Here is a 24,703-nt window from a genome sequence, read left to right on the forward strand (position 1 = left end):
TGACTGCTCATCTGCACGATCGCACCGGAACGACGCGCACGCATGTGCGGCAGCACCGCGCGCACGTAGGCGGCCGGGCCAAAGAGGTGCTGCTCGAGCATGTCGCGCAACTGCGCGTCCGTGACCTCCTCCGCGGCGCCCACCTGCCCGGCTCCGGCATTGTTGACAAGGACGTCGACGTGCCCGAACGCGTCGAGCGCGCGCCGTACGACCGCCGCGGCCGCGTCCGTGTCGCGCACGTCGTGCTCGACCGGCAGCAGCCGGTCGCCGTACTGAGCCCGGAGCGCGTCGAACCGGCCGGCACGTCGCGCCGTGCCGAGTACGTGCTCGCCCGCGGCCAGCGCCGCCTCGGCCAACGCCAGGCCGAGCCCGGAGCTCGCACCGGTGATGATCCAGGTCTTGGTCCCGTTTGTCGTAGTCATGACGGCGAAGATAGACATTCGAGCGCGCTCGAAGGCAAGCAGGCCATCCGGCGGTGTGCCCCACAGCGTGCCGTCCAGGACGATTTTCGTAGGGGCATCACCCGCTCGACGACGGCAGGGCGGCGCGCAGAGCGTCCAGGTTCGCGGTCAGGAACTCCTTGAACGTGCGGGGCGGACGGCCGGCGAGGTCCTGCACCGTCGTCGTGGTAGCGGCGAGGGAACCGGATGCCACCTCCAGAGAGAGCGCGCTCACATCGTCGGCGAACCCGCCCGGGAGCCCCTGCGCCCGCAGAGCCGCGGAGAGTTCGGCGGGCGACAGGTCGACGTACTCCACGGGCCTTTCCAGCACGTCCGAGATCTGTTCGGCCACCTGGGCCTGAGTGAGCGCTTGCGGGCCGGTCACGACGAAGGTCTCGCCTCGGCCGTACGGCCCGGTCAAGAGCACGGCGGCGCAGTCGGCGATGTCCTGGCAGTCGACGTAGGACACGGCGCCGTCGCCATAGGCGCCCAGTAGCCGGCCGTCGGCGGTGAAGGAGCCTGCCCCTGTGACGAAGTTCTGCATGAACCCGCTGGGTTGCAGCACCGACCAGGCGAGCCCCGACTCCCTCAGATGGCGCTCGATTACCCAGTGCGCACCCTCCGCGAGCCTGCCGCCTTCGTGGGCGTGCCAGACGGAGATCTTGACGATCCTGGACACCCCGGCGGATCGCGCTGCGTCGATGACGGTCTTCTGCTGCCGGACCATCGGTTGCTCGCCGGGCGCCGGGCGTGCGCCGCCGGCGTTGAGAAACAGCCGGTCGACGCCCTCCATCGCGGAGGCGATGGAGGCTTCGTCGTCGAAGTCGCCCACGACGAAGTCGCACCCCAGCGCGTTGCCCTTGGCCTCGTCACGGACCAGTGCCCTGAAAGGCACGGCATCGCGCTGGAGGCGCCGCACCAGGTGCGTGCCGATGGACCCGGTGGCTCCGGTTACCAAGATCATGAACATTCCTTCCGGGCGCGGGGATCACCGCCCGATAAGCTGAGGCTACCTCGAGAACAATATGCTGAGGCGGCCTCGAATTAACAGGGAGCCATGATGAGCACCACGGGCCGACGCCCCCGCGCCGACGCGCGACGCAACTACGAACGCCTCCTCGCGGAGGCTGACTCCGCCTTCCGCGAGCACGGCGTCGACACGTCGCTGGAGAGCATCGCCCGCCGGGCCGGCGTCGCGATCGGCACGCTCTACGGCCACTTCTCCAGCCGTCGCGCGTTGGTCGGCGCGCTGCTCAGGGAGCGCAACGAGGCCCTGTTCGCGTACGGGGACAGGTTGGTCGCCCTCCTGGAGGGCCCCGAAACACTCTCCAGTTGGGTGAACGCGGTGATCGAGCATGCCGCCACCTACAGCGGGCTGGCGGACCTGCTGATGAACGGCCTGGACGACGAGGCGTCCGAACTGCACGCGTCATGCCTGCGGATGACCGACATCAGCGAGCGGCTGCTCGCCGGCGCCCGCGAGCGTGGTGTCGTCCGCTCTGATGTGACAGGCGTCGACATGTTCACCCTGATCAACGCAGCCGCCTGGGTCCGCGAACAGCGGTCGCGGGAGGACGCCGACCGTCTCGTACGCTTCACGATCGACGGGTTCACGCCCCGCTGAGCGGGTGGGGCAGCCATCCGTTCCCGGGTGCAGGGGCCAGAGGAGGTACGGAAGGGGCCCTCGGTGGCGAACCTGGTCTGCAAGCGACCGGCCGGCAATCCGCAGCCCGGCAGAATCTCGTCCCGGACGGGATCGCAGAAGAGGACGGTCTAGTTGTCGCCTCGGTGTCCGTCGCGGACCACCGCCAACCCGCCGACCCGGGTCGTGATGCCCGCCGGACCGCGTCGGGCCGAAGCGAGCACGCTGGCCGGTCGCCCCAGGGCGTCACCCTGCTCCACCTCGATCGCCACCGTCTCTGCCCCTGTCGTGTCGAGCAGGTGGGCGGCCGAGTCGCACGCCGCGAGCCTTGGCGGCGGCCAGGCCCTCGTGGGTTCCCTCGACGATCAGCTCGCGAATGAACTCGGCCAGGGCGGCGAAGACGTGGAAGACGGCCCGGAGCTCGGGTCGGTGTCACCAGACGCAAAGTAGAGCGTCCGCGCTGGTCAGAGGGCCCGGACGGCGGGTGGCCGCCGGAGCCCATACGGCTATGGACAACCGGGGCCGGGCAGTGGCCGAATCATGGTGTTCAAGGTGTCCTAGACGCTGACCTGGGCGAATGTGATTGGGGAGACCCGACAGAGCACGTTCTGTCGGGTCAACCCTCACTCTGAGCTACCTTGCCCCTGGTGACACCGACCCGAGCGCCGGGCCTTCCATCCAGTCGCGCGGGTTGAACCGGGGCCACCTCGTTCTCGTAGCCCGGGTCGGTCCGGCGCAACTGCATGTACGGGTAGTAGACCGTCGGGTCCGGTGCATCGGGCGGTGCGCGGCAGAGCAGTTTCGTCCCGCGACGGCCTGCCCCACGTGAACTACAACCCGTCCCCGTCGTGCCAGTGGTTCTGCCAGCGCAGGTCGATGGGCTGGTCGGCTCGCTGGTAACGGATGTCCGTCGACAGGCGGACGAACCCGTCGGGGTCGACGTTGTCCAGCGCCGCATGGACGGTGTAGGCCGAGTGGACGACCATGTCGCCGGCCCGGTAGTCGGCGACCAGCCAGCGGGAGCCGTACTCCTCCGCCAGCCGGGGGAGGTCGGCGGTGATGGAGGCGGCGTTGATCCCGCAGCTCCCCCCGTCGTTCGAGGTCCAGGACGCGGTGGTGGCTGCGCTCGAGGTAGGTGAGCCCGCCCCGGGTGAGCGGGCAGTCGCCGAGCGGGATCCAGGAGCTGAGCACGCGATCGGTGCCCTCACGCAGGTAGACCAGGTCGTAGTGGGCCTGGGTGGCGGTCCCGATGCCGGTCTCGCCGGGACGCACATGGCGGATGATCTTGCGGCGGTGCAGGAAGGTCTCACCGCCGAGGAACCACGCGTACCAGCCGGCGATCGCCTGCTGGGAGCAGAACTCGTGATACGCCGCGCCCGGCACGATCTCCCGGAAGAGAGAGCGCCGCATCGCGGCCCGGTCCTCCCCGCCACCGGTGACCATGCCGCTGTCGGTGAGCGCCGCCGCCGGGCCGATCACCGAGAAGTAGTAGGCCCTGAACGCGTTGACAACGTCCGGCTCCAAGGCGCCGCGCAGGAACAGGTAACCCTCGCGACGCAGACGCTCCCACAGCGCCTCACGGTCGCGAAGCTCGTTGTCTGGAACCGCCTCCAGCTCTCCGAGCTGGCCGGAGGGAAGACGGTAACCGTTGGAAGTGAGCATGTCAGCACTGTGCCGCCCCCTCCCGCCGGTGGCCATGGACGGCGCGACCGCCACACTTGGACTCATGAGTTGGGCTCGCTACTTCACCCCGGCACCGGCGCTCGAGCGGCTGGGCCTGACCTGCCTCGGCGTCGGATGGCAGGAGGGAGCCTTGCGACCATGCGGTCCACGCACCCTCGACTCGTACGCCCTGGTGCTGGTGGTACGCGGTGACGGCTGGATCGACGCCGACGGGGTCCGCCATCCGATCAGTGCCCCCGCGGCCGTGTGGCTGCGTCCGGGCATGCGGCACGCCTACGGCCCGCACCAAGGGTGGGAGGAGTGGTGGACGCTGTGCGATGGCAGCGCGGCAGAGATCTATCTCGAACTCGGCTGGATCGGCCGGGCCGGCCCGGTCACCACGCTCGACGCGGACATCGCCCGGCGGATGGTCCAGATCTTCGTGAAGATGCGACGGACCCTCGCGGAGGGGCCCGTGGATGTGGACGCGATCCTGGCAGCCGTCCTGCACGAGCTCATGCTGACGGGCCGCGAGTCCGGGGTTCGGCGCCACCCGCTGGTCGCTCACGCGCTGCCCCAATCAGCGGCACACCGCCAAACGCGTATGCTGCCCAGCGTTGATATCACCAGGCCTGGGAGCGCAAGGAGCGCCTGATGTTGTATGGGCGGGAGCGGGAGCAGCGGGAACTCGGCCGGCTCCTGGCGGAGGCCGCCTCTGGCCGGGGCGGTGCCGTCATGGTCCTGGGTGAGCCGGGTGGTGGCAAGTCGGCGCTGCTGCGGTGGGCGGGTTCGGGCCAGGAGTTCCAGGTGCTCGGCTGCACGGGCGTGGAGAGCGAGGCCGAGCTGCCATTTGCGGCGCTGCAGGTGCTGCTGTCCGGAGCGATGGGGCACCTGCCCGGCCTTCCCGGTCCTCAGGCGGAGGCGTTGCGGGCGGCGCTGGGGTTGGCCGCGGAGGGGGGCGACAACCGGTTCCTGGTCGGCTTGGCCACGGTGTCGCTGCTGGCGGAGCTGGCCGCGGAGGGGCCGGTGTTGTGCCTGGTGGACGACGCGCAGTGGCTGGACCGGCCGTCGGCCGAGGCGCTGGCGTTTGCCGCCCGCCGGCTGATGGCCGAGAAGGTGTTCCTGCTGTTCGCGGCGCGCGAGGGAGCTGCCCTGCCGGGCGTGCCCGAACTGGCGCTCAAGCGGCTGGATGCGACGGCTGCGCGGGCGCTGCTTGCCGAGCACGCTCCCGACCTGCCGGTGCATATACGGGACCGGGTGCTGTCCGAGGCCGACGGCAACCCGCTGGCCCTGCTCGAACTGCCCAAGACCGACGACGGCGAGCCCGGGCACCTCCCGCTGCCGCACCGGCTGCAGGACGCCTACCAGCAACGCATCGGCAAACTGCCCGCGCCGGCCCGTAACGCCCTGCTGGTCGCGGCGGCGGAGGAGAGTGGCGCGCTGGCGGCCACGCTGCGGGCCATGACGGTTCTCGGGCTGGCGGCGGACGCGCTGGCGGCGGCCGAGGGCGAGGGGCTGATCACCGTAGCGGAGCAGACGGTCGTCTTTCGGCATCCGCTCATCCGTACGGCCGCCTATCGGGGCGCGCCCTTCACCGACCGGCTGGCCGCGCACGCCGCGCTCGCGGACGCGCTGGCCGGCGACCCCGACCGGGCGGCCTGGCACCGGGCGGCGGCGGCCACCGGGCCGGATGAGGAGGTGGCGGCGGACCTGGAGGCGGCCGCCCTGCGCGCCCGCCGGCGTTCCGGGCACGCCACGGCGGTCACGGCGCTGGAGCGAGCCGTCCGGCTCACCTCCGAGGAAGCGGAGCGGGCGCGGCGGCTGGTGCTGGCCGCCGAGATCGCCGTGGACGCGGGGCTGCCCGACCGCGCCCGCCACTTGGCCGGTCAGGCGTCGCGGCTCACCGAGGACGCCCGGGTGCTGGCGCGCGTCGCGACCGTGCGGGCCCGGGTGGAGTTCGAGCACGGCTCGTTGCGCACGGTCCATGAGGTGCTGGTCGCGGCGGCGCGCCAGGTCGCGCCGCTCGCTGCGGACGCCGCCGCGTCGATGCTGGCGGACGCGGCGCGCGCGTCCTGGTCGGCAGGTGATCCCGGACGGGTGGCGCAGGCCCACCGAATGCTCGAAATGCTGCCTCCGGATCCGTCCAGGGACAAGCTCGTCGCCTCCATAGGCGGGGCGCTGAAGCTGTACTCCGACGACGCGGCTGAGGCCGCCGAGGGCGTGGCGCTGCTGCGTGAGCACGTCGCGCAGGGCAGGAACGGCCCGCCGGGATTGCGGCTCAACGTGGCGTCGCAGGCGCTACTGACCGGCGACTACGACGACACCCGCGACATCATGGCCGGCCTGGCCGAGGAGAGCCGCGCGAGCGGGGCCGTCGGCTGGCTGCCGATGGTGCTGTGCACCCTCGCGACCGCCGAGATCAACCTGGGTCGTCATCGCGACGCGATCCAGTCCGCGAGCGAGGCGCTGCGCATCGCCGAGGACACCGGCCAGCCCAGCCGGATGGCGCACGCCGAGGCGCTGCTGGCGTACGCGGCCGCCGTCCGCGGCGACGAGCCCGGCACGCGTCCTGCCGAGCGGAGCCTGCGGCGTTTCCCCGCGCACGCCAACGCGCTCGTGGCCGCGTGGTGCGAGTGGGCGCTGGCGCTGCTCGACCTCGGCCGGGGCCGGTACGAGGCGGCTCTGGACCGGCTGGAGACGGCCACCTGCGGCCCGATCCGGCACGTGGGCCCCGGCGTGCACTTCGCGGCCGACCAGGTGGAGGCGGCCGTTCGGCTCGGCCGTCCGGAACGCGCCGCGGAGCCGCTGGCCCGGCTGGAGCAGTGGGCCGCCGCCGCCCGCCTGCCGTGGGAGGACGGTCTCGTGCTGCGCTGCCGTGCGCTGACGAGCGGGGATGGCTCCCTGTACGTGCGGGCACTGGAGCTGCAGGGCGAGGTCCGGCCGTTCGAACGGGCCCGTACCGAGCTGCTGTACGGCGAATGGCTGCGCCGCGAGCGGCACAAGGCCGAGGCCCGCACGCACCTGCGCGAGGCGCTGGAGCGGTTCGAACGGCTCGGCGCGGCACCGTGGGCCGAGCATGCCCGCGCTGAGCTGCGCGCGGCCGGCGAAAGCTCCGTCCCCACGGCGACGGCGGACGCGGCGGCCCAGCTCACCCCGCAGGAGTTGCAGGTGGTACGGCTCGCGGCGACCGGTGCGACGAACAAGGAGATCGCCGCGCGGCTGTTCCTCAGCCCCAAGACCGTCGGCCACCACCTCTACCGCGCCTTCCCCAAGCTCGGCGTCTCCACCCGGACGGAGCTGGCCCGCCTGAGCCTCGAATAGGGGCACATGCCCGATACCGCCGGATGATCGCCGCTTCTAACGTCTTGACCAGCACCAAAAGGAACAAGACGAGGAGTGTGGCGGCCATGGAACTGGCCATCGACGTGGAGGGACTGGTCAAGTCCTTCGGCCGGGCCCGGGCCCTGGACGGTCTGGACCTGACCGTACGAGCCGGGGAGGTGCACGGCTTCCTCGGCCCGAACGGGGCCGGGAAGTCGACCACCATCAGGACCCTGCTGGGCCTGCTGCGGGCCGACGCCGGCCGGGTGACGCTGCTGGCTGGTGACCCGTGGCGCGAGGCGGCCGAGCTGCACCGGCGGCTGGCGTACGTGCCGGGTGACGTGAGCCTGTGGCCGGGCCTGTCCGGCGGCGAGGTGATCGATTTGCTCGGCCGGCTGCGCGGCGGCCTGGACCGAGCCCGGCGGGCGGAACTGTTGGAGCGGTTCGAGCTGGACCCGCGCAAGAAGGCCAAGACCTACTCCAAGGGCAACCGGCAGAAGGTGGCGCTGGTGGCGGCGTTCGCGTCCGACGCCGACCTGCTCATCCTGGACGAGCCCACCTCCGGCCTGGACCCGCTGATGGAGGCGGTCTTCCAGCAGTGTGTGGCCGAGGAGAAGGCCCGCGGCCGGACCGTGCTGCTGTCCAGTCACATCCTGTCGGAGGTGGAGGCGCTGTGCGACCGCGTCACGATCATCCGCCGGGGCCGGACGGTGCAGGCCGGCCCCCTGTCCCAGCTACGCGGTCTGGCCCGCAGTCAGGTCACCGCCGAGCTGGCCTCCCCACCCGAGGGGCTGGCCCGGATGCCGGACCTGCACGCGGTGCGCATCGAGGGAAACCGGATCTCCTTCGAGGTGGACCGTACCCGGCTGGACGCGGCGCTGGCCGAGCTGATCAGGGTGGGCGTACGCGACCTGACCTGCACCCCGCCCTCGCTGGAAGACCTGTTCCTGCGCCACTACGAGAGCGAGAGGACGGAGCGATGAACGGCACCTGGACCCTGACCAAGCTCGCGCTCAAGCGTGAGCGCCTCATCGTCCCGCTCTGGCTGCTGCTGCTCGTCACGCTCGCGGCCGGGCAGGTCCAGCGGTACGCCGCCGGCATTCCCGACATCGCAGCCTTCGCCCGCGAGATGGCCGCCAACCAGGCGCTGACCGCGTTCGCCGGCGAGATCCCCTCCGCCACCCTGGCCGGCATGGCGGTCTGGAAGAACGCCGACGCCATCTACACCATCCTCGGCCTGATCATGATCCTCACCGTCGTCCGGCACAGCCGGGGCGAGGAGGAGTCCGGCCGCGCCGAACTGGTCGGCGCCGGCGTGGTCGGCCGCCTGGCACCGCTGACCGCCGCGCTCGCCGTCGCCTGCGGCTCGGCCGTCCTGGCCGGGCTGCTCACCGCCGCCGCCATGGCCGCGACCGGCGCGGGCGCGGCCGGGTCGCTGGCCTTCGGCGCCGCGATCACGGCCGCCGGCCTGGTCTTCGCCGGCATGGGCGCGGTGGCCGCCCAGCTCACCCAGACCGCGCGTACCGCGATCGGCGTGGCCGCGCTCGGCCTGGGCCTCAGCTACGTGCTGCGCTTCGTCGCCGACGGCAGCGGCCTGGCCGCGCTCAAGTGGCTCTCACCGCAAGGCTGGTCGCACCTGGTACGGCCGTACGGGGACAACAACGTGACCGTGCTGCTGCTCAGCCTCGCCTTCACCGCCGCGACCCTCGCCCTGGCCTACCGGCTGCTCACCCGGCGCGACCTCGGTCACGGCCTGATTCCCGAACGTCCCGGCCCGGCCGCCTCCGACCGGCTGCGCAGCCCCTTGCGCCTGGCCCGGCGGCTGCAGAAGGGCCTGCTCGCCGGCTGGATCGCCGGATACGCGATCGCCGGGCTGGTTCTGGGCGCCCTGGCCACCTCCATCGAGGAGGTCGCCCGGCAGGGCGCCGCCGTCGAGGAGTTCTTCCGCCGCTACACCGCCTCGCCCGAGGCCACCATGACCGACGCCTACCTGTGGCTGATCGTGCTCAGCCTCGGCTACGTCTCGGCCCTCTACCCGCTGCTGGCCCTGCTGCGGCTGCGCAGCGAGGAGACCACCGGCCGAGCTGAGCTGCTCCTGTCCACCCCGGTCTCCCGCGCGCGCTGGGTCGCCGGCCACCTGCTCTTCGCCCTGGCCGGAACCGCCCTGATCCTCGCCACCGCGGGACTGACCATGGGCCTGGTGGCCGGAGCGCCCGGCAAGGTCCTCGCCGGCGCCCTGGTGCAAGTGCCCGCCACCTGGATGATGGCCGGGGTCGGCGTCCTGGCCTTCGGCCTGCTGCCCCGCGCCGCGGCCGCGATCTCCTGGGCGGCCTTCCTGTTCGTCAACCTCTTCGGCGAGGTACTCGGCCCGATCCTCGGCATCGACTACCGGATCGCCAAGTACGCCGTGCCCTACCCCAACCTGCCCATGGTCATCACTGGCGAGCCCTTCACCGCCACCGCCATCGCGATCATGACAGGCATCACCGCCGTCCTCATCGTGGCCGGCCTCGCCGCCATCAGACGCAGGGCACTCACTTGAGCCCCAGCGACGCCACGGAGAGATCCGCCCTGGACTCCAGGGCGGATCTCTCCGTACCCCCAGCACCATGCCCACACTCTCGATGGCGCAGTCGGGTGCGGTGTTTCATAAGCGAAAACACCCATGAAACACTGCCTCCGGCCGGGCACGTCCAGGGCGAATGCTGTTTCATGAGTCGGTTCAAACGGGTGATCCTTTGAAACACTCCTATGAAACACTTCTGGGGCGCGCGACGACGACTTTGTCGATGCCCGAAGTCAACTGCACGGATTTCTGAAGTCGTGTGCACAGACGGCTGAGCGCAGAGGGCTCATGGCTTCCTGAGGATCCCGCGCAAGATCAGTCCGTGTCGGTTGCGGCGAGCAAGCGTAGTCGTTGGTTATCCGGAGACAGGGCGGTGATGCCGATGTCCCAGGCGACTTGCTCGAACCATTTCGTGGTCGCTCCGAAGGTGTACCAGCGGGATGTCTGGACTCGCTGTTCGGCGTCGGCGAAGGCCTCCCCGCCCGACGTTCCGGTCAAGCCGCGGAGCGACTGCCATGCGGCCAGCCTGCCGTACGCGCCGTAGAGGCCTTGGTTGTAGGCGCCTCCCGTGGACGCGGCGGCGAACAACACCTGCCAGGCCCGAGAAGGTGGACAGGAAGAAGTCGACAGCGTCATCTTGCGGCCGAGACCACTGAGGCATTCGAGATTCAGCGCGGCGAGCAGGTCGGCGATCGATCCTGCAGGTCCGTCGAGCTCGAATGATCTGGATTCGATCCGGCCGTTCGATTCCTCTGCCCAGTTCGTGACGGCGCTCTCGATGGCCTCGGAAGTCTCGGGCGTGCTGATCTCCCGGACCGGGGGTGGAGCGGCGCCTTTCTCGGAGGTGACCGCTGATCCTTCGTCTGACGGTCCGAAGGGAAGCGAGTGGCTGGAGCCGCGAACGCTGTAGCCGGGAAGCTCGTGTCCCTCTTCCACTGGTGAGCGTCTCAGAGGAAGCCACCGCAAGGGGTGGTGGCTCCAGTGCGGAGACGTGGCCCACTTCGCGATCGCCGGCACATTTTCGATGACCGAGTCCCGGAGGATCAGTTCATGAACGAGGCATGCCCGGAGTTCCTCTGAGCCGCCCTCGCTCCGCAACCCACCGGCGAAGACCTGCGCCAGGTCCTCTGCAGAATGGTTGGAGGCAAGGAGTGACGCCAGATACCGCGCCTTCTTGCGGTCTCCTTCTTCGACGACCGCAAGAAGGCGGAGCGTCTGCTCCATGTGCTCACGTCCGGCTGCGACGGTCAGAAGACGCAGAACGGAGTCGAACACGCTTCGGTACTGCCAGATCGGATTGGAGGATGCCCCGAACCGCTTGAAGAGGGCGATTCCAAGATCTGCGACGAACATGGCATCTCCCTGGGTCAGCCTTCGCTCCGCCAGGTCGCGCACACTGTTCACGTCGTCCATGCCCGACAGGGCTTCAACGGTCTGCTTGATCGAGTCGGACATGCTCTGAGCGTACGCGGTTCGCGATCAAGACCAGTCTCCGGCGGTCTCAGAAACCCTCGATTCCGCAACGGCCGCAGCTGTCAGTCGCCGAGGTAGCGGTGCAGCGAAGTCTTGGGGATACCCGTCTTGCCTGCGATGACGCCGAGGGAGTCGCCCCGGGCCTGCAAGGGTCGGGCGTATTCGATCTTGTCTTCGGGGTGGGCGAGAGGTCGGCCGATCTGGCGGTGGTTGGCTTCAGCGACGGCGCGGGCGTGGGCGGCGCGTTCGGTGGTGAAGCTGCGTTCCATCTCGGCGAACAGAGCCAGGAGGAGGAAGGCGATGCGTCCCATCCCCTCGTCGGCGGTATTGATGGGCAGTGGGTCGGCCAGCGACCGTACTCCGATCTTCTTCTCCGATAGTTCGTGGACGAGGTTGAGCACCTCGCGCAGGTTGCGGCCGATCCGGTCGAGGGTGTGCGCGACGATGGTGTCGCCGGGCCGGGCATAAGCCGGCAGCCGGTTCAGTCCGTCGCGGTCGAGGTTGGTGCCGGTCTTCTTGTCGATGTAGGTCCGCTCGTCGGTGATCCCGGCCGCGGCGAAAGCGTCCAGTTGCCGGTCGAGGGACTGCTGCGTGGTCGAAACCCGGGCATACCCGAGCTCGAGTCCGGGTGGAGCATGATCGTTCCCGGTTCCATCCCGAGGTCGTACCGGAAATCGTTCCCATACGCTCTTTTCGGAACGCACCAAGTGGAACGAATTGTGGAACGAGGGCTGTCCCGTGGTGTCCGTTTCCACAGATGCCACCACCCAGCCCGGTGGCCGTTCCACTTCCAAGGAAGTGGAACGGGTGCCGTGAGCACGGCAGGCTCAGCCGGTCACAGGATCCCGAAGGTGCCCGGTCGGCTGAAATCCCATTCGTGGGCCTCCGGGAGGAACTCCGCCGGTATGCCGCACATCATGATCAGGGACTCGCGTTCGCGTTCGAAGGCCGCGGTGCTCCGGTCATCTTCGGTGCTGTTGGAGTGTCAGGCATGCTAGGCACATGAAGGATTCAGAACGTGTCTGATGCGTTATCCATGGTCGGTCTGGCATGTAAGGCACGTCAGGCACGCGCCATGCTCCTGCCGACCACGGCATGATCCACTCGGTGCCCGCGCTGAGGCAGGCTGAGCCGTACGAGATGATTGTGCGGCGGTCGCCGCTGCACCTGCGCCCGTACGCGCTGGGGGCGGCGGGGTTCCGGACGCGGACGGCGGAGGACGCGCGGATGCTGCCGCTCAACGCGGCCACCTTGATCGTCGATTTCACCGGCATGAGCCCGATCGTCACCGGCCCGCGCGCCACCGCGACGTTCGCGGTCCGCACGCCGTGGCGTCACGGGATGGCGGTCGGGCTCACCCCCGTCGGGATGTCCGCGCTGACGGGCGCGCCGGTCCGGGAGGTGGCCGGGGCGACCGTGCCGCTCGCTGACCTCCTCGGCGTCCGGGCCGAGGAGCTGGCGGGGCGGCTGGGCGAGTCAGCGAGCTGGGACGAGCGCTTCGCCCTGCTGTGGGAGCGCCTGACGGCGTGGCTGTGCCCCGGCCCGGGACGCGACCACCTGATCATGCGCGCCTGGTGGCGGCTGCAGGCCCCGGACTGTCCGCGCACGATCGCGGGCCTCGCCGCCGAGGTCGGTGTCAGCAGGCGGTACGTCGAGCTCGGATTTCGCAGAGTGGTGGGTTTGTCACCCAAGACCGTCGCCCGGATCGCCCGCTTCCAGCGGACCGTGGACAGCTGGCGCCGCCCGTCAGCCACCCTGGACGCGGCCCTGAGCTGTGGTTTCGCCGACCAGCCGCATCTCAGCCGGGAGATCAGGGCGATGTCGCGGCTGACGCCCGCGCAGCTGTTCGCATTCGTTCAAGACACCGGGCGGCTCGCCGAATAGCGTGACCTTCCGCTCCCGGCCGAACGGCGTGCCCGGGACGGGAAGGGGCAGCACGTCATGGGAGTCACGCTCGCCGACTTCGGCAGGGATCCGCTGGGGATCACCATCGTCAAGGCGGTATTCCTGTTCCTCTTCCTGTCGCTGGGGGTCGTGTTCGGGGTCTGGTTCGAGCGCAAGCTCATCTCCAGGATGCAGAACCGCATCGGCCCCAACCGGGCGGGCCCCTTCGGGATCCTGCAGTCGGTGGCGGACGCGATCAAGATGGGGTTGAAGGAGGATCTCTTCCCCAACACCGTGGACAAGGTGCTGTATCTGCTGGCTCCGGTCATGATGGTGGTTCCGGCGTTCGTGGCGTTCTCGATCGTGCCGTTCGGGCCGAAGGTGTGGATGTTCGGGCACCAGACGCCGTTGCAGCTGGTCGATCTGCCGGTGGCGGTGTTGTTCATGCTGGCGATGGGGGCCATCTCGGTGTACGGGGTGGTGCTGGCCGGGTGGTCCTCGCGCTCGCCGTACGCGCTGCTCGGTGGTTTGCGTTCGGCGGCGCAGGTGGTCTCCTACGAGATCGCGATGGGCCTGTCGTTCGTGGCCGTCTTCATCTTCGCCGGGACGCTGTCGACCTCGGAGATCGTGAACGCGCAGACGTCGCTGTGGTACGGCATCATGCTGCTGCCGTCGTTCCTGGTGTATGTGGTCTGCATGTTCGGTGACGCGGCGCGGATTCCGTTCGACCTGCCCGAGGGTGAGGGTGAGCTGGTCGGCGGGTTCCAGACGGAGTACTCCTCGTCGCTGAAGTTCGCTCTGATCATGATGGGCGAGTACCTGCACACGTTCACCGCCTCCGGCATCGCGGTCACCCTGTTCATGGGTGGCTGGCGGGCGCCGTTCCCGATCTCGCTGTGGGCGGGCGCGAACGAGGGCTGGTGGCCGATGCTCTGGTTCTTCATCAAGTTCGTGCTGACGTTCTGCTTCATCATCTGGGTCCGCGCCTCGCTGCCCCGCGTGCGCTACGACCAGCTCATGTCCTTGGGCTGGAAGGTCCTCATCCCGGTCAACCTGGGCTGGATCCTCCTCGTCGCCGCCGTCCGGACGATCACGCAGAGCCCGGGAGTCGTCTCCATCGCGCTCGGGGTCGTCATCGCCGTCGGCGTACTGGCCATCTGGATGCGGTTCGACACCGTCGGCCAGCGGCGAAGGGAAGCCAGGAAGGCACAGGTCGACGCCGAGTTCGAGGAGCTCGGCGAAGAGCCGACCGCAGGCGGCTTCCCGGTGCCGCCGCTCGATCTACCGCACTATCACGGCCGCTGATCCGCCACCCGGGCGCTGACCAGGGTGGCCTGCCGTTCGGCGAGCCGGGCCGCGGGTGGCACCAGGAGGCCGACGAGGGCGAAGCCGACGCCGAGGGCGATCCAGCCGGGGCGGCTCCAGCCCAGGCACAGCGTGGTAACGACGGCCGGGCCGAGGAACTCCAGCGCGCTCATGCCCATCCCGAACAGCCCCTGGTACTGGCCGATGGCGTGCGGCGGGGCGAGCGCGAAGGACAGCTCGAAGCCGCCGGCTTCTCCACGAACACGACGCTGCCGGCCTTCTACGGGCCCTCAGCGCAGAGTTCCGGACGAGTTCGCCGTTCGCGACCTCCGCTCTCGGCTGCGACTGCACACATACCTCCCAGCCGCCAGTCTTTGCTCCGTTCGACCTGACGGGCAGTGCGCTGTTCGTCGCCGCGCCGACCCTGTTGATGTTCGCGTTGCTGGAGGCGCCCGCGTTCGGCTGGACCCATCCGCTCATCCTGGTCACCGCCGTCGCCGGGCTGGTCGCGCTGGTGTGGTTCGGCCTTTCCCGGCGGCGCAGCGCCGCCCCGGTCCTGGCTCCCTTCCTGGTCGCCAACCGCGCCTTTCTGGGCCGGAGCCTCATCGCTCTGGCCCTGGCGGTGGTGGGGAACCTATGGCTGATGGGACTGAACGCCGACAATCCGGTCGCAGCGGCCGCCGCACCGCTGCTGATGATCGGCGTCGGCATGGAAGCACCCTTCGGCATCACCGACGGCCAGGCCATGGCCCTGGTCCCGGCCGACGCGGTCGGTATGGCGGCCGGGTTCCTCAACACGCTGCGTGGCGCGGCGGAGGCCATGGTGATCGCCGCCTTCAGCGCCGCGCTGACCGGCCTCCTCGCGGCCAGCGCCATCGACGCACTGGGCTGGAACGGTGACGGTGGGAGCCGCGGCGGCACAGGCGTGGACATCTTCGGCCCACTCATGCGCCCATAGCCGGAAATTGGACAGTGAATGGCCTGGGAACTGGTCAGGTGAAATGCCGACACTCGGCAGGCAGGTCCTGCGACCGTCCCACCGAGGAAGGCTGATCGATAGTGACAGAACGCGTACGCGTGGCGGTGCTGGCCGGCGGGCCGTCCGCCGAGCACGAGGTGTCGCTGCTGTCGGCGCACGCCGTGCTCGACGCCCTGCCGAAGGAGCTGTACGAGCCCGTGCCCGTCATCATCGACCGCCAGGGCAGGTGGCCGGTGGAGCTGCGACGCGATCAGGTGGACGTGGTCTTCCCGGTGCTGCACGGACCGTTCGGCGAGGACGGCGTCGTCCAGGGGCACCTGGAGACGCTGGGCATCCCGTACGTGGGTTGCGGCGTCCGGGCCTCCGCCGTGGCGATGGACAAGGTCGCGATGCGGCGCGCGTTCCTGGCGGAGGGCATCCCTGTCACTCCGGGTGTGTGGTTCACCGAGCACGAATGGCGCGCCACCATCGACTCCTGGGGGCTGGTGAAGTCGCTCGACTGGCCGATGTACGTGAAACCGTCCGGTCTGGGCTCCTCCATCGGCATCTCGCGTGTCACCACGATGGAGGAGCTGCGCGCGGGTGTGGAGCTGGCGCTGACCCACGACCGGTTGGTCATCGTCGAGCAGGAGGTAGCCGCGCGCGAGCTCATCTGCAGCGTGCTCGGCGGTCACGACTTCCCGGAGGCGTCGCTGCCCGGCGAGCTCCTCGTGCCAGGCGACTGGCTCGACTACGAGGCCAAGTACCTCAGCAATGCCGAGATCGCCACGATCCCCGCCGTCCTGCCTGAACGCGTGGCCGAGGACGTGCGCGAGATGTCGCTGCGCGCCTTCCGGGCGATCGGCGGTTACGGCCTGGCCAGGGTCGACTTCCTCTACGAGGAGGAGTCGGGACGCCTGTACGTGCTGGAGATCAACACCATGCCCGGCTTCACGGCCCGTTCCGTCTACGCCAGGGCCTGGGCCGAGAGCGGTGTCCCGTACCCGGATCTGCTGCGCCGCCTCATCGACCTCGCGTTCGCCCGGAGCGGCAAGTGATCGCCGGAAGCAGGCAAGTGACCGTCAGGAGGGGCAAGTGATCGCCACGACGCTGGAGAGGATCGCGCAGGTCGTCGGCGCGAGCCTGCACGACGTGCGCGATCCGCGCGCGCTGGTGACGGCGCCCGCGGCGGTCGATTCGCGCGAGGTGGTGCCCGGCGGCCTGTTCGCCGCGACGGTCGGCGCCCGCGTCGACGGCCACGACTACGCGGGCCGTGCCGTCGAGGGCGGCGCCGTCGCCGTGCTGGCCTCGCGGCCCGTCGGCGTGCCCGCCCTCGTGGTCGACGACGTACAGCTCGCGCTCGGCGTGCTGGCCAAGCACCTGCTCGGACGCATCAGCCCGACCGTGATCGGCCTGACCGGCTCCGTGGGCAAGACCACCACCAAGGACCTGCTGGCGCAGGTGCTCGAACGGCACGCCGAGACGGTCGCCACGGACAGGTCGTTCAACAACGAGCTCGGACTGCCGCTCACCGTGCTGCGCGCCGATGCCGCCACCCGGTACCTGGTGCTGGAGATGGGGGCCAGCAGGAAGGGCGACCTGACGTACCTGACCGGACTCGCGCCACCGCAGCTTGGGCTGGTGCTCAATGTCGGCAGCGCGCACGTGGAGCGCATGGGATCCGGGCCGGCCGACATAGCCGAGGCCAAGGGCGAGCTGGTCGAGGCGCTTCCGGCGGACGGGTACGCGCTGCTCAACGCCGACGACCCGTACGTCGTCGGGATGGCCGGCCGTACCAGGGCCAAGGTCCTGCTGTACGGCGCGGCGGCGGGGGCGCAGGTGCGGGCGGAAGGCGTGCGGATGGACGACCGCGCGCGGCCCGTGTTCGAGCTGGTGACGCCGGACGGCGGCGCCCCGGTCACGCTCGACCTCATAGGCGAGCATCAGGTGGGCAACGCGCTGGCCGCCGCCGCCGTGGCCACCGCGCTCGGCCTGGGCGCCGCCGAGATCGCCGAGGGACTGAACGCCGCCCGGCGGCGCTCCGCGGGCCGGTTGGAGATCGTCGAACGACGTGACGGCATCACCATCGTCAACGACGCCTACAACGCCAGCCCCGAGTCCATGAAGGCCGGGCTGCGGGCGGTGCGGGCGATGGCGGGCGCCCGCCGTACCGTCGCCGTGCTCGGCGCGATGGGGCAGCAGGCGGACACCTCGCGCGCCCGGCACGTCGAGATCGGCCGGCTCGTCGCCGACCTCCGCTTCGACGTGCTGATCGCGGTGGGGGAGGGGGATCCGCTCGCGATGGCGTGGGCGGCGGAGTCCGCGAACCGGGGCGTGGCCGTCCACACGGTCGAGGACGTGTCCGGCGCCACCGAGCTGGCCGGCTCGCTGCTCGAACCGGGCGACGTGGTGTTCGTCAAGGCCTCGAGCGAGATCGGGCTCGGCACCTGCGCCCGCGCGCTGGCCGACGCCTGAACAGCTTCTGTTCTGCCGAATGACCAGCCACCCTGTCAAGCCTTCCGGCGACGAGCCGGCGAAACGGAGTTCCATGCGCACCATCGGTCTTATCGGCGGGTTGAGCTGGGAATCGACGGTGATCTACTACCAGATCATCAACCAGCGCACCCGCGAGCACCTCGGCGGCAGCCATTCCGCCAACAGCCTCATCTGGTCGGTCGACTACACGACGGTCGAGGACCTCATCTTCGCCGACCGCTGGGACGAGGTGAGCACGTTGCTGACCGGTGCGGGCAGGCGACTGGAGGATTCCGGCGCCGACGTCCTGCTCGTCTGCAGCAACACCTTCAGCCGGGTGAGCGACGACGTGGAGCGGGCCGTGGGCGTGCCGGTGCTGCACATCGCCGACACCGTGGGCGCCGAGATCCGCGCCAGGGGCATGCGCAAGGTCGGCCTGCTCGGCACCAGGTTCACCATGGAGGAGCCGTTCTACCTGGATCGGCTGGCCGCCCACGGCGTCGAGGTGGTCGTCCCGCGTCGCGAACAGCGGAAGCTGGTCCACGACGTGATCTTCGACGAGCTGGTGCGCGGGGTGATCAGGGAAGCGTCCAGGGACGCCTACGCGCGGATCATCCAGGACCTTGCGGACGACGGCGCGGAGGGCGTCGTCCTCGGCTGCACGGAGATCGAGCTGCTGATCAGTGAGAAGCACAGCCCGATCCCTGTGCTGCCGAGCGCCCGGCTGCACGCCGAGGCGGCGGTCGGGTTCGCCCTCGCCGAGTGATTCACGTACGGCTGGTTCCGTACAGCTCGCGGTGCCACAGGTCGGCGCAGACCCGTTCGATGCCGGCCGCCAGGTGGCGGCGGTAGGTGGTGAAGGGGATGCCGAGCCGTTCCGCGGCCAGCTCCTGCGTGGGCGTACCGCAGAGGAACGTGACGGACAGCGCCCGATGGAACTTGACCGAGCGCGGGTCCTCGCTCAGGTCGCCGATCGCCTGGCGCAGCAGGTCACCCAGAGCCGTGGCGGGATTCTGCTCCTCGGCGACCAGCCTGGTGCGCGTCAGGGGGGAGGTGGCCAGCTCGTCCGGCCGCGGCAACCTGCGCAACGCTCCGCGGACCGCGTCGGCGAACTCCTCCCTGGACAGCACCGCCAGTCTCGCCGTAGCGGCGCCAGGGCCGCTCGCGGGCCTCTTGACCATCTGCTCCAGCCACGCCTGCGCGGGCACCGCCCGCCAGTCATGAACGAACAGGCCGCCGGAGATGTCACGCATCCCGTGATACCGCTCCGTCCGTGCTTCGATGTACGACCAGGCCAGCCGTTCGGCCCGCAGACAGTTGCCGAGCGCTCGCCACTGGATCAGCTCCAGCAACAGCGAGTTACCGCGGTACGGCGGCAGCACCCACTGCCTGCTGACCGCCAGGTGCTCACCGGCGCGCAGCGGGGTGGTGGCGCGCGCGTGCGCCCACGCCGCGGCCACGACGGGATCGGCCGCCAGCTCCTCCTCATCGAGCTCCGTCAACCGCAGCCACGCGGAGAGAGCCACCGGCTCGCCCGTCTCGGCGCTTCGATAGAGGCGGAACGCTTCCGGCTGACGCTCCACCCAGAATGCCGCCTCCTGCACCAGGATGCCGGCCTCCGCCTGTGGCAAGGCCTCTTCCTGGAACTCGCCGTCGCCGGTAGGCGGCCCGTGGTGGAGATGGAGCAGTGCCGCCACCGCGCCGGGCACGTCCGCGTTGCTCGCCGTACGCACCCTGTCCGCCACGCGCGCATGCACGCGCTCGTGCATCACCGTGTACGCCTCGGGGTCCCGCCAGCGCAGGTCCGCCTCCAGCAGCCGCCGGACCACGCCGTGCGGGAACAGCCCGAGACCGCTCGATTCGACGAACGGCAACCGCCGCAGCCAGCGGAACAGCGTCCCCGCGTCCTCGGGGAAGGCCGCCCGCAGCAGGTCCTCCGTCGTCCTGTACGCGTGCGCGCAGATCTCCAGGGCACGCCGGTGCGCGGCCGAGGGCAGCTCGCCCACCAGCTGATCCAGCAACTCGGCCACCAGGTCCTGATCAGGCCTCCATCGCCCGCCGTCCTTCGCCGCCACGGCCGCCCCCAGGAGCAGCGCCAGCGGGTGACCGCCGGCGAAGGCGAGCAGCGGCTCGCGCGCCTCGGCCGGCACACCGGCGGCGTCCAGCAGGGTGTGCGCGTCCGCGGCCCGCAGATCGCGCAGCGGCAGCACCTCCAGCGACCCCGCCCATGCCGGGTCCGCCTGCCAGCGCACATCCGGCGGGTTCCGTCCCGCGATCACCACCAGCGCCCCCGCGGGCACCCGCGGCAGGAACCGTTCGCGCAGCCACCCCTCCAGGCTCTGCACGCGGTCGAAACCGTCGAACAGCAGCACCGCGTCGTCCTGGCAGGCCGCCGGGTCCATCAGGCGCTCGTCCAGCATGGACACGGGCCGCCCCGCCGTCTCGGCCTCGTCGGCGAAGCGCCGCAGCAGGGCCGACTTCCCGATGCCGCCCGGACCGTGCACGTACAGGACGCTGCGGGCGCCGCTGTACAGCGCCGTGGTGAAAAGCGCGAGCTCCTCCTCCCGCCCCACGAACGCCATCTCGCGCGCCGCGCGCAGCCGCCGCCCCAGAGAACCGGACATGGATCGCTACCCCTTCTCCAAGAGGTGGTGCACGCCGGGGTGGGGGAGCCGTCGCGGCGGTATGCCCCGCCTGTCCGGGCGGTGCTCGAAATGCCACCACTCGTTGTCGTACAGGCGGTAGAGGTCGTAGCGGGCGCCGTGCTCCTCCAGCCAGCGAGCGCCTTCGTGCGGGCGCACGTCCAGGGCGATGCCCTTGACGTGGCTGGACTCGGCCGGTGGCAGCACGAGCATGCGGGCCAGGTACGGAGAGCCGGAACGGCGCACCTCGTCGTCGAACATCCGCTGCTGGACGACGGGGTCGCGGTACCCGGAGGTGACGCCGATGAGCTGGCCGTGACGCCACAGCGCCTCGGTCCGTGCCGCGGTGAACGCGGCCGTCGCGCCGTCGGTGAGCCCGGCGAGGTTCTCGGCGGGGAAGCGCATCCGCAACGCCCAGCGGCAGGCCAGTTCGCGGGCGCGGCCTGGATGGCGAACGAGGGCTGGCGGCAGCAGCAGCACGGCGAGCACCAGCGTGGCCGCGGCGTACAGCCTGTCTCGGGGCCGGGGAGGGATGGTGCGTGGTTCGTCCATGACGAACCACCCTTGGCGCCAAATATGAGCGCGTCGTCCCCCGAATGTCACCGTTTGTCGACGGCCCCAGGCTGTGCGCCTCTCACCGTCGAGCGAACTACCAGGACGGGCATCCTCCAGTGCTGGGACCGGAGCTCCCGCTTACGCGATCAGGAGGCTGGCCAGCGCCGGACCGAAGGCGCCGCCGAGTTGGTAGCACAGGGTGAACAGGGCGAGCGCGGTGGCTCGATGCTCGCCTGGCACGGCCTTGCCGGCGCGATCGGAGTGCCAGGCCATCGCCGCCGTGGCGGCGAACACTGCGAACGCGTTGGCCGCCACGAGGGCCGTCGGCCAGGGCGCGGCCAGCGGCAGGGCCACGGCCACGGTGCCGGCGGTCAGGAGGACCGTCCGGGTGAGGGCGGGGTCGTACCGGGAGGTCCAGCGGGTGAACAGCAGCGAGGCGATTGAGCCGGCGGCCAGCATGACCAACGTCGCCAGCCCGATCCGTTCGGCCGGCCAGTGACGTTCCAGCATTCTGGGAACGGTGTAGAGCAGGGCGAAGTAGGAGGTGGACAGCGCGCACGCGGTCGCCGAGGCGATGATGAACACGCGGGAGCTCACCACCGCCCGGGGGATGAACCCGGCGTTGTTCCTGCGGATGTGCTGGGTCAGGAGCGCGGTCGCGATGGCGGCTGCGGCCAGTGTGGCCGGGCCCAGGCGCGGGGTCAGGATGAACGCGCTGATCAGCGTCATCACCAGCAGGATGCCGACGATGTCGGTGGGCGCGGAGGCGTCGGCGGGTCCGGCGTCATGATCGTGGGGGTGTGCGGGGGTGTGGCGCAGGACGGCGGGGACGGCCAGCAGCGCGGGCACGGACAGCAGCAGCGGCGTCCGCCAGGAGATCGCTGACAGGGTGGAGCCGACCAGCGGGCCGAACGCGCCGACGAGGCCGACTCCGGCGGTGATCACGCCTGTCCGGGAGGTCGTCCCGGCCAGGGTGATGGCGAGGGTCACCAGGCCGCCCCCGCCGGCAGCCTGAGCGGCGCGTCCGGCCAGCAGCATCGGCAGCGCCGGCGCGAGTGCCACCAGGAGCGTGCCGAGCAGCACCAGGGCGGCGTTGGCGAGTGTGGCGACGCGGCTGCCGCGGGTACGCAGCAGCGCGGCGGTGAGTGGGGCGCCCAGCACGCCACCCCAGCCGAAGGCGGTGGCGGCCCAGGTGGCGTCGGCGGCCGAGATGTCGAGCGCGTGGGCCAGAGCGGGGATGACGGTGGTGGTGCTGTTGGCGCTGAGTGAGGTCGGCGTCGCCAGCAAGGCGAGAGAGAGGACGGAGATCCGTCCCCTGTGTGCAGTTGCATGGATCACTCGCTCAAAGTACACCGAATAGTGTAGAATTTGCACTCATCGGTGTAGTTTGACCTGGACAGCGGTACGCCACCCGTGCCGGTCGCCGAATTCCGGGCCCGCATCGCCGCCGCCGACGCCCTGCTGATCGCCACCCCGGAACACAACGCCTCGGTCCCGGCCGTACTGAAGAACGCCATCGACTGGGCGAGCACCCCACCCGAAGGGTTGTTGCGTGGCAAGCCGGTGGCCATCGCAGGCGCCTCACCGGGACCGTTCGGTTCGGTACGCGCGCAACTCGCCCTCCGCCAGATCCTGGCCGCGGTGGGGGCCGAAGTCGTGGTCAAACCGGAGGTCACGGTGTTCCACTGTGACACCCGCTTCACCGGCGAACGCGAGCTGAGCGACCCCTACACCGCCGACCTGCTGCGAGAACTGCTCAACGCCCTGTCACGCAAGGTCCGCCCGTACACTGCGGCCAAGTAGCCCCAGCCCGAAAGGACACCGATGACCCTGAGCCGGCCCGAGCCGTACGGCAGAGCGGACAAGCGGCAGGCGATCACCCAAGCCGCTCGCCGTGTGTTCGGCCGCGACGGCTACACCCGCGCCAGCATGGACGCCATCGCCGCCGCGGCCGGGGTGTCCAAGCGGACGGTCTACAACCACTTCACCGACAAGGAACAGCTGTTCCTGACCGTCGCGCTGGAAGGCGCCGAGGACGTCACCGCCGCGATCGCACAGATCATGGACCGGCACCTGCACAAAATCGTGGACCTGGAGCAGGACCTGATCGACTTCTCCCTCGACCGGGTCGCCGCAGTGACCTCTTTTCCCGATCACTTCGCTCTGGTACGGGCCATCGAGGCCGAGGCCGCGCACATCCCCCCACCGATCCTGAAGTCCTGGATCGCAGCCGGACCACAGACCGGGCACCTGCGCCTGGCACCATACCTGCGCCGGATCGCCGACCGCGGCCTGCTGGACATCCAGGACGCCGACAGCGCCGCCGCCCACCTCACCCTGCTGACCGTCACCGATGTCAACCAGCAGACGTTCTACGGCGCCGTCCCACTGCCCCAGGAAGAGATCACTCAGCTCGTCACCATCGGCGTACGGGCCTTCCTGCGCAGTTACGCCCCCACCGTCCCTTAGCGTGATGCGCCAGGAGTTCGCGCTGAAGCGCTCTCCTGGGTTTCGATGGTCGGCGGGTCTGGACGCGGACTGTGGTCTCGGTGCGGACCTCGCGCACCGGCTCGGCGCCCACGATCGCCGCGGCGATGTCGCGCTGCAGGCAGCGCTCGGTGGTGCGCACCCGGCAGGACTTGCTGCAGTAGCTCGGCGGCCGACCGCGCCCGGAGTAGGCGACGTAGGCGGCACACCGGGGGGCCACCGGAAGACGGCGGAAACGGGCCGCGGGCTTGATCGCTGATCGTTAAGGTCCTTGCGTTTCGGCTGCTTAGCAATGGTCCCTGGAGGTTTGGATGGCCTCGATCGATCGGACGGCGTACCCGGGGCTCACCCGGGCGGTTACGCGCAGGTCAGGCCTTACTGCGCTGGATTCACGGCTGAAACTACGAGGACCCCGGTTTCGCGACACACCTGCGGGCCCGCCGGACATGACCTGGGTATGAACGTCACCGACACCGGGCCGCCGCGCAGCCAGCGCTTCGCCCACCTCTACGAGCAGACGTACGCCGCGTTGCTGCGGTTCGTCGAACGTCGCGTCCCCCCCTCCCACGCCGAGGACGTGGTCGCCGACGTGTTCCTCGTCGCCTGGCGGCGCCTGGACGACGTGCCGCGTGCGGCGGACGAGGCGCGCGCCTGGCTGTTCGGCGTGGCGCACCGCACTCTCCGCAACGGGCTGCGGGCCGACCAGCGACGGCAGGCGCTCACCGTCCGCATCGCCGACAGCCGGCTGACCGACGCCGCGGCGGCCGGGCTGGACCCCGATCTGGTGGCACGTCGGCTCGACCTCGTCCAGGCGTGGCGGCGGCTCAGCCCGCGCCACCAGGAGACGCTCGCCTTGGCCGTGTGGGATGGCCTCACAGCCCCACAGGCCGCGCGGGTGCTCGGCATCACTCCCGTCGCGTTCCGGCTCAGGCTCGCCCGTGCCCGGCGTGCCCTGCGCCACCACGCCGACGCCGCCCCCGCCACTACGACCCAGCCCGTGGCGACCGCCACCGTGGACTCCAGGAGCATGTGATGAACGACACCCTCGACCACGCCCTGCGCGGCCTCGACCCGGCCGTCACCCCCGCTGACCTGGACACCAGCATCGACCCCAAGGCTCAGGCCCTGCTGGCCCGGGTGATGGCCACCGACCCCATGGGGGCGCCCGCAGCGACGACCAGCAGCCCTCGCGTACTCACCGCCAGGCGTCTCACCGTTGCCGGCGGAGGGGTGGCCGCCGGCATCGCGGCAGCGCTGCTGCTGCCCGGCGTGTTCGGCGGCGGCTCGGCGATG

The 24,703-nt window shown here is 70.5% G+C and carries 24 protein-coding genes and 1 pseudogene; 15 read left to right on the forward strand and 10 right to left on the reverse strand.

The window, feature by feature from the left end; all coding sequences use genetic code 11:
* On the reverse strand, nt 1-422 hold a 422-nt coding region (locus ABZ459_RS51690; RefSeq protein ID WP_357988634.1), incomplete at its 3' end, for an SDR family NAD(P)-dependent oxidoreductase.
* Nucleotides 423-519: 97 nt separating this feature from the next.
* Nucleotides 520-1,404 carry an SDR family oxidoreductase gene (locus ABZ459_RS51695; RefSeq protein ID WP_357988637.1) on the reverse strand — a complete coding sequence of 295 codons (885 nt, stop codon included), beginning with the start codon at nt 1,402-1,404 and terminating at the stop codon, nt 520-522.
* Between the two features lie 93 nt (nt 1,405-1,497).
* Here ABZ459_RS51695 and ABZ459_RS51700 point away from each other — a divergent pair, with 93 nt between their 5' ends.
* On the forward strand, nt 1,498-2,064 hold the full coding sequence (locus tag ABZ459_RS51700) for a helix-turn-helix domain-containing protein (RefSeq protein ID WP_357988640.1): 567 nt from the start codon (nt 1,498-1,500) through the stop codon (nt 2,062-2,064).
* A gap of 312 nt (nt 2,065-2,376) precedes the next feature.
* Here ABZ459_RS51700 and ABZ459_RS51705 read toward each other — a convergent pair.
* Nucleotides 2,377-2,499 (reverse strand): annotated as a pseudogene (locus ABZ459_RS51705) (recombinase family protein); the annotation flags it as partial.
* A gap of 216 nt (nt 2,500-2,715) precedes the next feature.
* Entirely contained in the window at nt 2,716-3,810 is a 1,095-nt protein-coding gene (locus ABZ459_RS51710; RefSeq protein WP_357988643.1) for a phytanoyl-CoA dioxygenase family protein, read from the reverse strand.
* Here ABZ459_RS51710 and ABZ459_RS51715 point away from each other — a divergent pair.
* The 4 genes from ABZ459_RS51715 (at nt 3,809) to ABZ459_RS51730 (ending at nt 9,607) form a co-directional block, all read left to right on the forward strand.
* On the forward strand, nt 3,809-4,399 hold the full coding sequence (locus ABZ459_RS51715; protein ID WP_357988646.1) for an AraC family ligand binding domain-containing protein: 591 nt from the start codon (nt 3,809-3,811) through the stop codon (nt 4,397-4,399). The genes ABZ459_RS51710 and ABZ459_RS51715 overlap by 2 nt on opposite strands.
* The gene (locus tag ABZ459_RS51720) at nt 4,399-7,065 is read left to right on the forward strand and encodes an AAA family ATPase (protein WP_357988649.1); all 2,667 of its coding nucleotides are present in this window, start codon (nt 4,399-4,401) and stop codon (nt 7,063-7,065) included. The genes ABZ459_RS51715 and ABZ459_RS51720 overlap by 1 nt, the downstream gene beginning before the upstream one ends.
* Nucleotides 7,066-7,151: 86 nt before the next feature.
* Nucleotides 7,152-8,048, forward strand: a complete 897-nt coding sequence (locus tag ABZ459_RS51725; RefSeq protein WP_357988652.1) for an ABC transporter ATP-binding protein — start codon at nt 7,152-7,154, stop codon at nt 8,046-8,048.
* Nucleotides 8,045-9,607 (forward strand): hypothetical protein, encoded by a 1,563-nt coding sequence (locus ABZ459_RS51730; protein ID WP_357988655.1) that lies wholly within the window; start codon nt 8,045-8,047, stop codon nt 9,605-9,607. Before ABZ459_RS51725 ends, ABZ459_RS51730 begins: the two co-directional genes overlap by 4 nt.
* A 339-nt stretch (nt 9,608-9,946) precedes the next feature.
* Here the strand turns inward: ABZ459_RS51730 and ABZ459_RS51735 are convergent, their stop codons facing one another.
* Complete coding sequence (locus ABZ459_RS51735; protein ID WP_357988658.1) at nt 9,947-11,086, reverse strand: DUF6183 family protein; 1,140 nt, start codon at nt 11,084-11,086, stop codon at nt 9,947-9,949.
* A gap of 80 nt (nt 11,087-11,166) precedes the next feature.
* Nucleotides 11,167-11,859, reverse strand: a complete 693-nt coding sequence (locus tag ABZ459_RS51740) for a recombinase family protein (RefSeq protein WP_357988661.1) — start codon at nt 11,857-11,859, stop codon at nt 11,167-11,169.
* A gap of 352 nt (nt 11,860-12,211) precedes the next feature.
* Between ABZ459_RS51740 and ABZ459_RS51745 the strand changes: the two genes are divergently transcribed.
* Together ABZ459_RS51745 and nuoH are read left to right on the forward strand one after the other, a co-directional pair.
* Nucleotides 12,212-12,988 carry a helix-turn-helix domain-containing protein gene (locus tag ABZ459_RS51745; protein ID WP_357988664.1) on the forward strand — a complete coding sequence of 259 codons (777 nt, stop codon included), beginning with the start codon at nt 12,212-12,214 and terminating at the stop codon, nt 12,986-12,988.
* A gap of 57 nt (nt 12,989-13,045) precedes the next feature.
* On the forward strand, nt 13,046-14,293 hold the full coding sequence (gene nuoH / locus ABZ459_RS51750) for an NADH-quinone oxidoreductase subunit NuoH (protein ID WP_357988667.1): 1,248 nt from the start codon (nt 13,046-13,048) through the stop codon (nt 14,291-14,293).
* Here the strand turns inward: nuoH and ABZ459_RS51755 are convergent.
* The gene (locus tag ABZ459_RS51755; protein WP_357988670.1) at nt 14,281-14,466 is read right to left on the reverse strand and encodes a hypothetical protein; all 186 of its coding nucleotides are present in this window, start codon (nt 14,464-14,466) and stop codon (nt 14,281-14,283) included. The two genes, nuoH and ABZ459_RS51755, sit on opposite strands and share 13 nt — an antisense overlap.
* 266 nt (nt 14,467-14,732) lie before the next feature.
* Here ABZ459_RS51755 and ABZ459_RS51760 point away from each other — a divergent pair, with 266 nt between their 5' ends.
* The 4 genes from ABZ459_RS51760 (at nt 14,733) to ABZ459_RS51775 (ending at nt 18,492) form a co-directional block, all read left to right on the forward strand.
* A complete protein-coding gene (locus tag ABZ459_RS51760; protein WP_357988673.1) occupies nt 14,733-15,251 on the forward strand; it encodes a hypothetical protein in 519 nt (172 codons plus the stop codon).
* Between the two features lie 101 nt (nt 15,252-15,352).
* Nucleotides 15,353-16,309: a D-alanine--D-alanine ligase family protein gene (locus ABZ459_RS51765; protein WP_357988676.1), complete on the forward strand. Its 957-nt coding sequence runs from the start codon at nt 15,353-15,355 to the stop codon at nt 16,307-16,309.
* 37 nt (nt 16,310-16,346) lie between these two features.
* Nucleotides 16,347-17,726 carry a UDP-N-acetylmuramoyl-tripeptide--D-alanyl-D-alanine ligase gene (gene murF, locus ABZ459_RS51770; protein ID WP_357988679.1) on the forward strand — a complete coding sequence of 460 codons (1,380 nt, stop codon included), beginning with the start codon at nt 16,347-16,349 and terminating at the stop codon, nt 17,724-17,726.
* A gap of 73 nt (nt 17,727-17,799) precedes the next feature.
* Entirely contained in the window at nt 17,800-18,492 is a 693-nt protein-coding gene (locus ABZ459_RS51775; protein ID WP_357988682.1) for an aspartate/glutamate racemase family protein, read from the forward strand.
* 1 nt (nt 18,493) lies between these two features.
* Here the strand turns inward: ABZ459_RS51775 and ABZ459_RS51780 are convergent, their stop codons facing one another.
* The 3 genes from ABZ459_RS51780 to ABZ459_RS51790 form a co-directional block, all read right to left on the reverse strand.
* A complete protein-coding gene (locus ABZ459_RS51780; protein WP_357988685.1) occupies nt 18,494-20,350 on the reverse strand; it encodes an ATP-binding protein in 1,857 nt (618 codons plus the stop codon).
* A gap of 6 nt (nt 20,351-20,356) precedes the next feature.
* Nucleotides 20,357-20,920 carry a D,D-peptidase/D,D-carboxypeptidase VanY-N gene (vanY-N, locus tag ABZ459_RS51785; protein ID WP_357988688.1) on the reverse strand — a complete coding sequence of 188 codons (564 nt, stop codon included), beginning with the start codon at nt 20,918-20,920 and terminating at the stop codon, nt 20,357-20,359.
* A gap of 141 nt (nt 20,921-21,061) precedes the next feature.
* Nucleotides 21,062-22,210, reverse strand: coding sequence for an MFS transporter (locus ABZ459_RS51790; protein ID WP_357988691.1), 1,149 nt, complete (start codon nt 22,208-22,210; stop codon nt 21,062-21,064).
* A gap of 126 nt (nt 22,211-22,336) precedes the next feature.
* On the opposite strand from ABZ459_RS51790, the gene ABZ459_RS51795 reads away from it, so the two are divergent.
* The 4 genes from ABZ459_RS51795 to ABZ459_RS51810 all read left to right on the forward strand — a co-directional run.
* The gene (locus ABZ459_RS51795; RefSeq protein ID WP_357988694.1) at nt 22,337-22,726 is read left to right on the forward strand and encodes an NAD(P)H-dependent oxidoreductase; all 390 of its coding nucleotides are present in this window, start codon (nt 22,337-22,339) and stop codon (nt 22,724-22,726) included.
* Nucleotides 22,727-22,747: 21 nt separating this feature from the next.
* Nucleotides 22,748-23,392, forward strand: a complete 645-nt coding sequence (locus tag ABZ459_RS51800) for a TetR/AcrR family transcriptional regulator (RefSeq protein ID WP_357988697.1) — start codon at nt 22,748-22,750, stop codon at nt 23,390-23,392.
* A gap of 475 nt (nt 23,393-23,867) precedes the next feature.
* Nucleotides 23,868-24,443 (forward strand): sigma-70 family RNA polymerase sigma factor, encoded by a 576-nt coding sequence (locus ABZ459_RS51805; protein ID WP_357988700.1) that lies wholly within the window; start codon nt 23,868-23,870, stop codon nt 24,441-24,443.
* A partial coding sequence (locus ABZ459_RS51810; protein WP_357988703.1) for a hypothetical protein occupies nt 24,443-24,703 on the forward strand: 261 nt, incomplete at its 3' end. The genes ABZ459_RS51805 and ABZ459_RS51810, both read left to right, overlap by 1 nt.

The organism is Nonomuraea sp. NPDC005692 (genome assembly GCF_040631115.1).
GTDB lineage: Bacteria > Actinomycetota > Actinomycetes > Streptosporangiales > Streptosporangiaceae > Nonomuraea.

Excerpts from the sequence above, each read along its gene's own strand:
- ABZ459_RS51800 (WP_357988697.1), top strand. The coding sequence starts at position 22,748 with ATGACCCTGAGCCGGCCCGAGCCGTACGGCAGAGCGGACAAGCGGCAG.
- ABZ459_RS51720 (WP_357988649.1), top strand. The coding sequence starts at position 4,399 with ATGTTGTATGGGCGGGAGCGGGAGCAGCGGGAACTCGGCCGGCTCCTG.
- ABZ459_RS51805 (WP_357988700.1), top strand. The coding sequence starts at position 23,868 with ATGAACGTCACCGACACCGGGCCGCCGCGCAGCCAGCGCTTCGCCCAC.
- ABZ459_RS51710 (WP_357988643.1), bottom strand. The coding sequence starts at position 3,810 with ATGAGTCCAAGTGTGGCGGTCGCGCCGTCCATGGCCACCGGCGGGAGG.
- ABZ459_RS51700 (WP_357988640.1), top strand. The coding sequence starts at position 1,498 with ATGATGAGCACCACGGGCCGACGCCCCCGCGCCGACGCGCGACGCAAC.
- ABZ459_RS51775 (WP_357988682.1), top strand. The coding sequence starts at position 17,800 with ATGCGCACCATCGGTCTTATCGGCGGGTTGAGCTGGGAATCGACGGTG.
- nuoH (WP_357988667.1), top strand. The coding sequence starts at position 13,046 with ATGGGAGTCACGCTCGCCGACTTCGGCAGGGATCCGCTGGGGATCACC.
- ABZ459_RS51735 (WP_357988658.1), bottom strand. The coding sequence starts at position 11,086 with ATGTCCGACTCGATCAAGCAGACCGTTGAAGCCCTGTCGGGCATGGAC.
- ABZ459_RS51725 (WP_357988652.1), top strand. The coding sequence starts at position 7,152 with ATGGAACTGGCCATCGACGTGGAGGGACTGGTCAAGTCCTTCGGCCGG.
- ABZ459_RS51730 (WP_357988655.1), top strand. The coding sequence starts at position 8,045 with ATGAACGGCACCTGGACCCTGACCAAGCTCGCGCTCAAGCGTGAGCGC.
- ABZ459_RS51755 (WP_357988670.1), bottom strand. The coding sequence starts at position 14,466 with ATGAGCGCGCTGGAGTTCCTCGGCCCGGCCGTCGTTACCACGCTGTGC.
- vanY-N (WP_357988688.1), bottom strand. The coding sequence starts at position 20,920 with ATGGACGAACCACGCACCATCCCTCCCCGGCCCCGAGACAGGCTGTAC.
- ABZ459_RS51695 (WP_357988637.1), bottom strand. The coding sequence starts at position 1,404 with ATGATCTTGGTAACCGGAGCCACCGGGTCCATCGGCACGCACCTGGTG.
- ABZ459_RS51715 (WP_357988646.1), top strand. The coding sequence starts at position 3,809 with ATGAGTTGGGCTCGCTACTTCACCCCGGCACCGGCGCTCGAGCGGCTG.
- ABZ459_RS51780 (WP_357988685.1), bottom strand. The coding sequence starts at position 20,350 with ATGTCCGGTTCTCTGGGGCGGCGGCTGCGCGCGGCGCGCGAGATGGCG.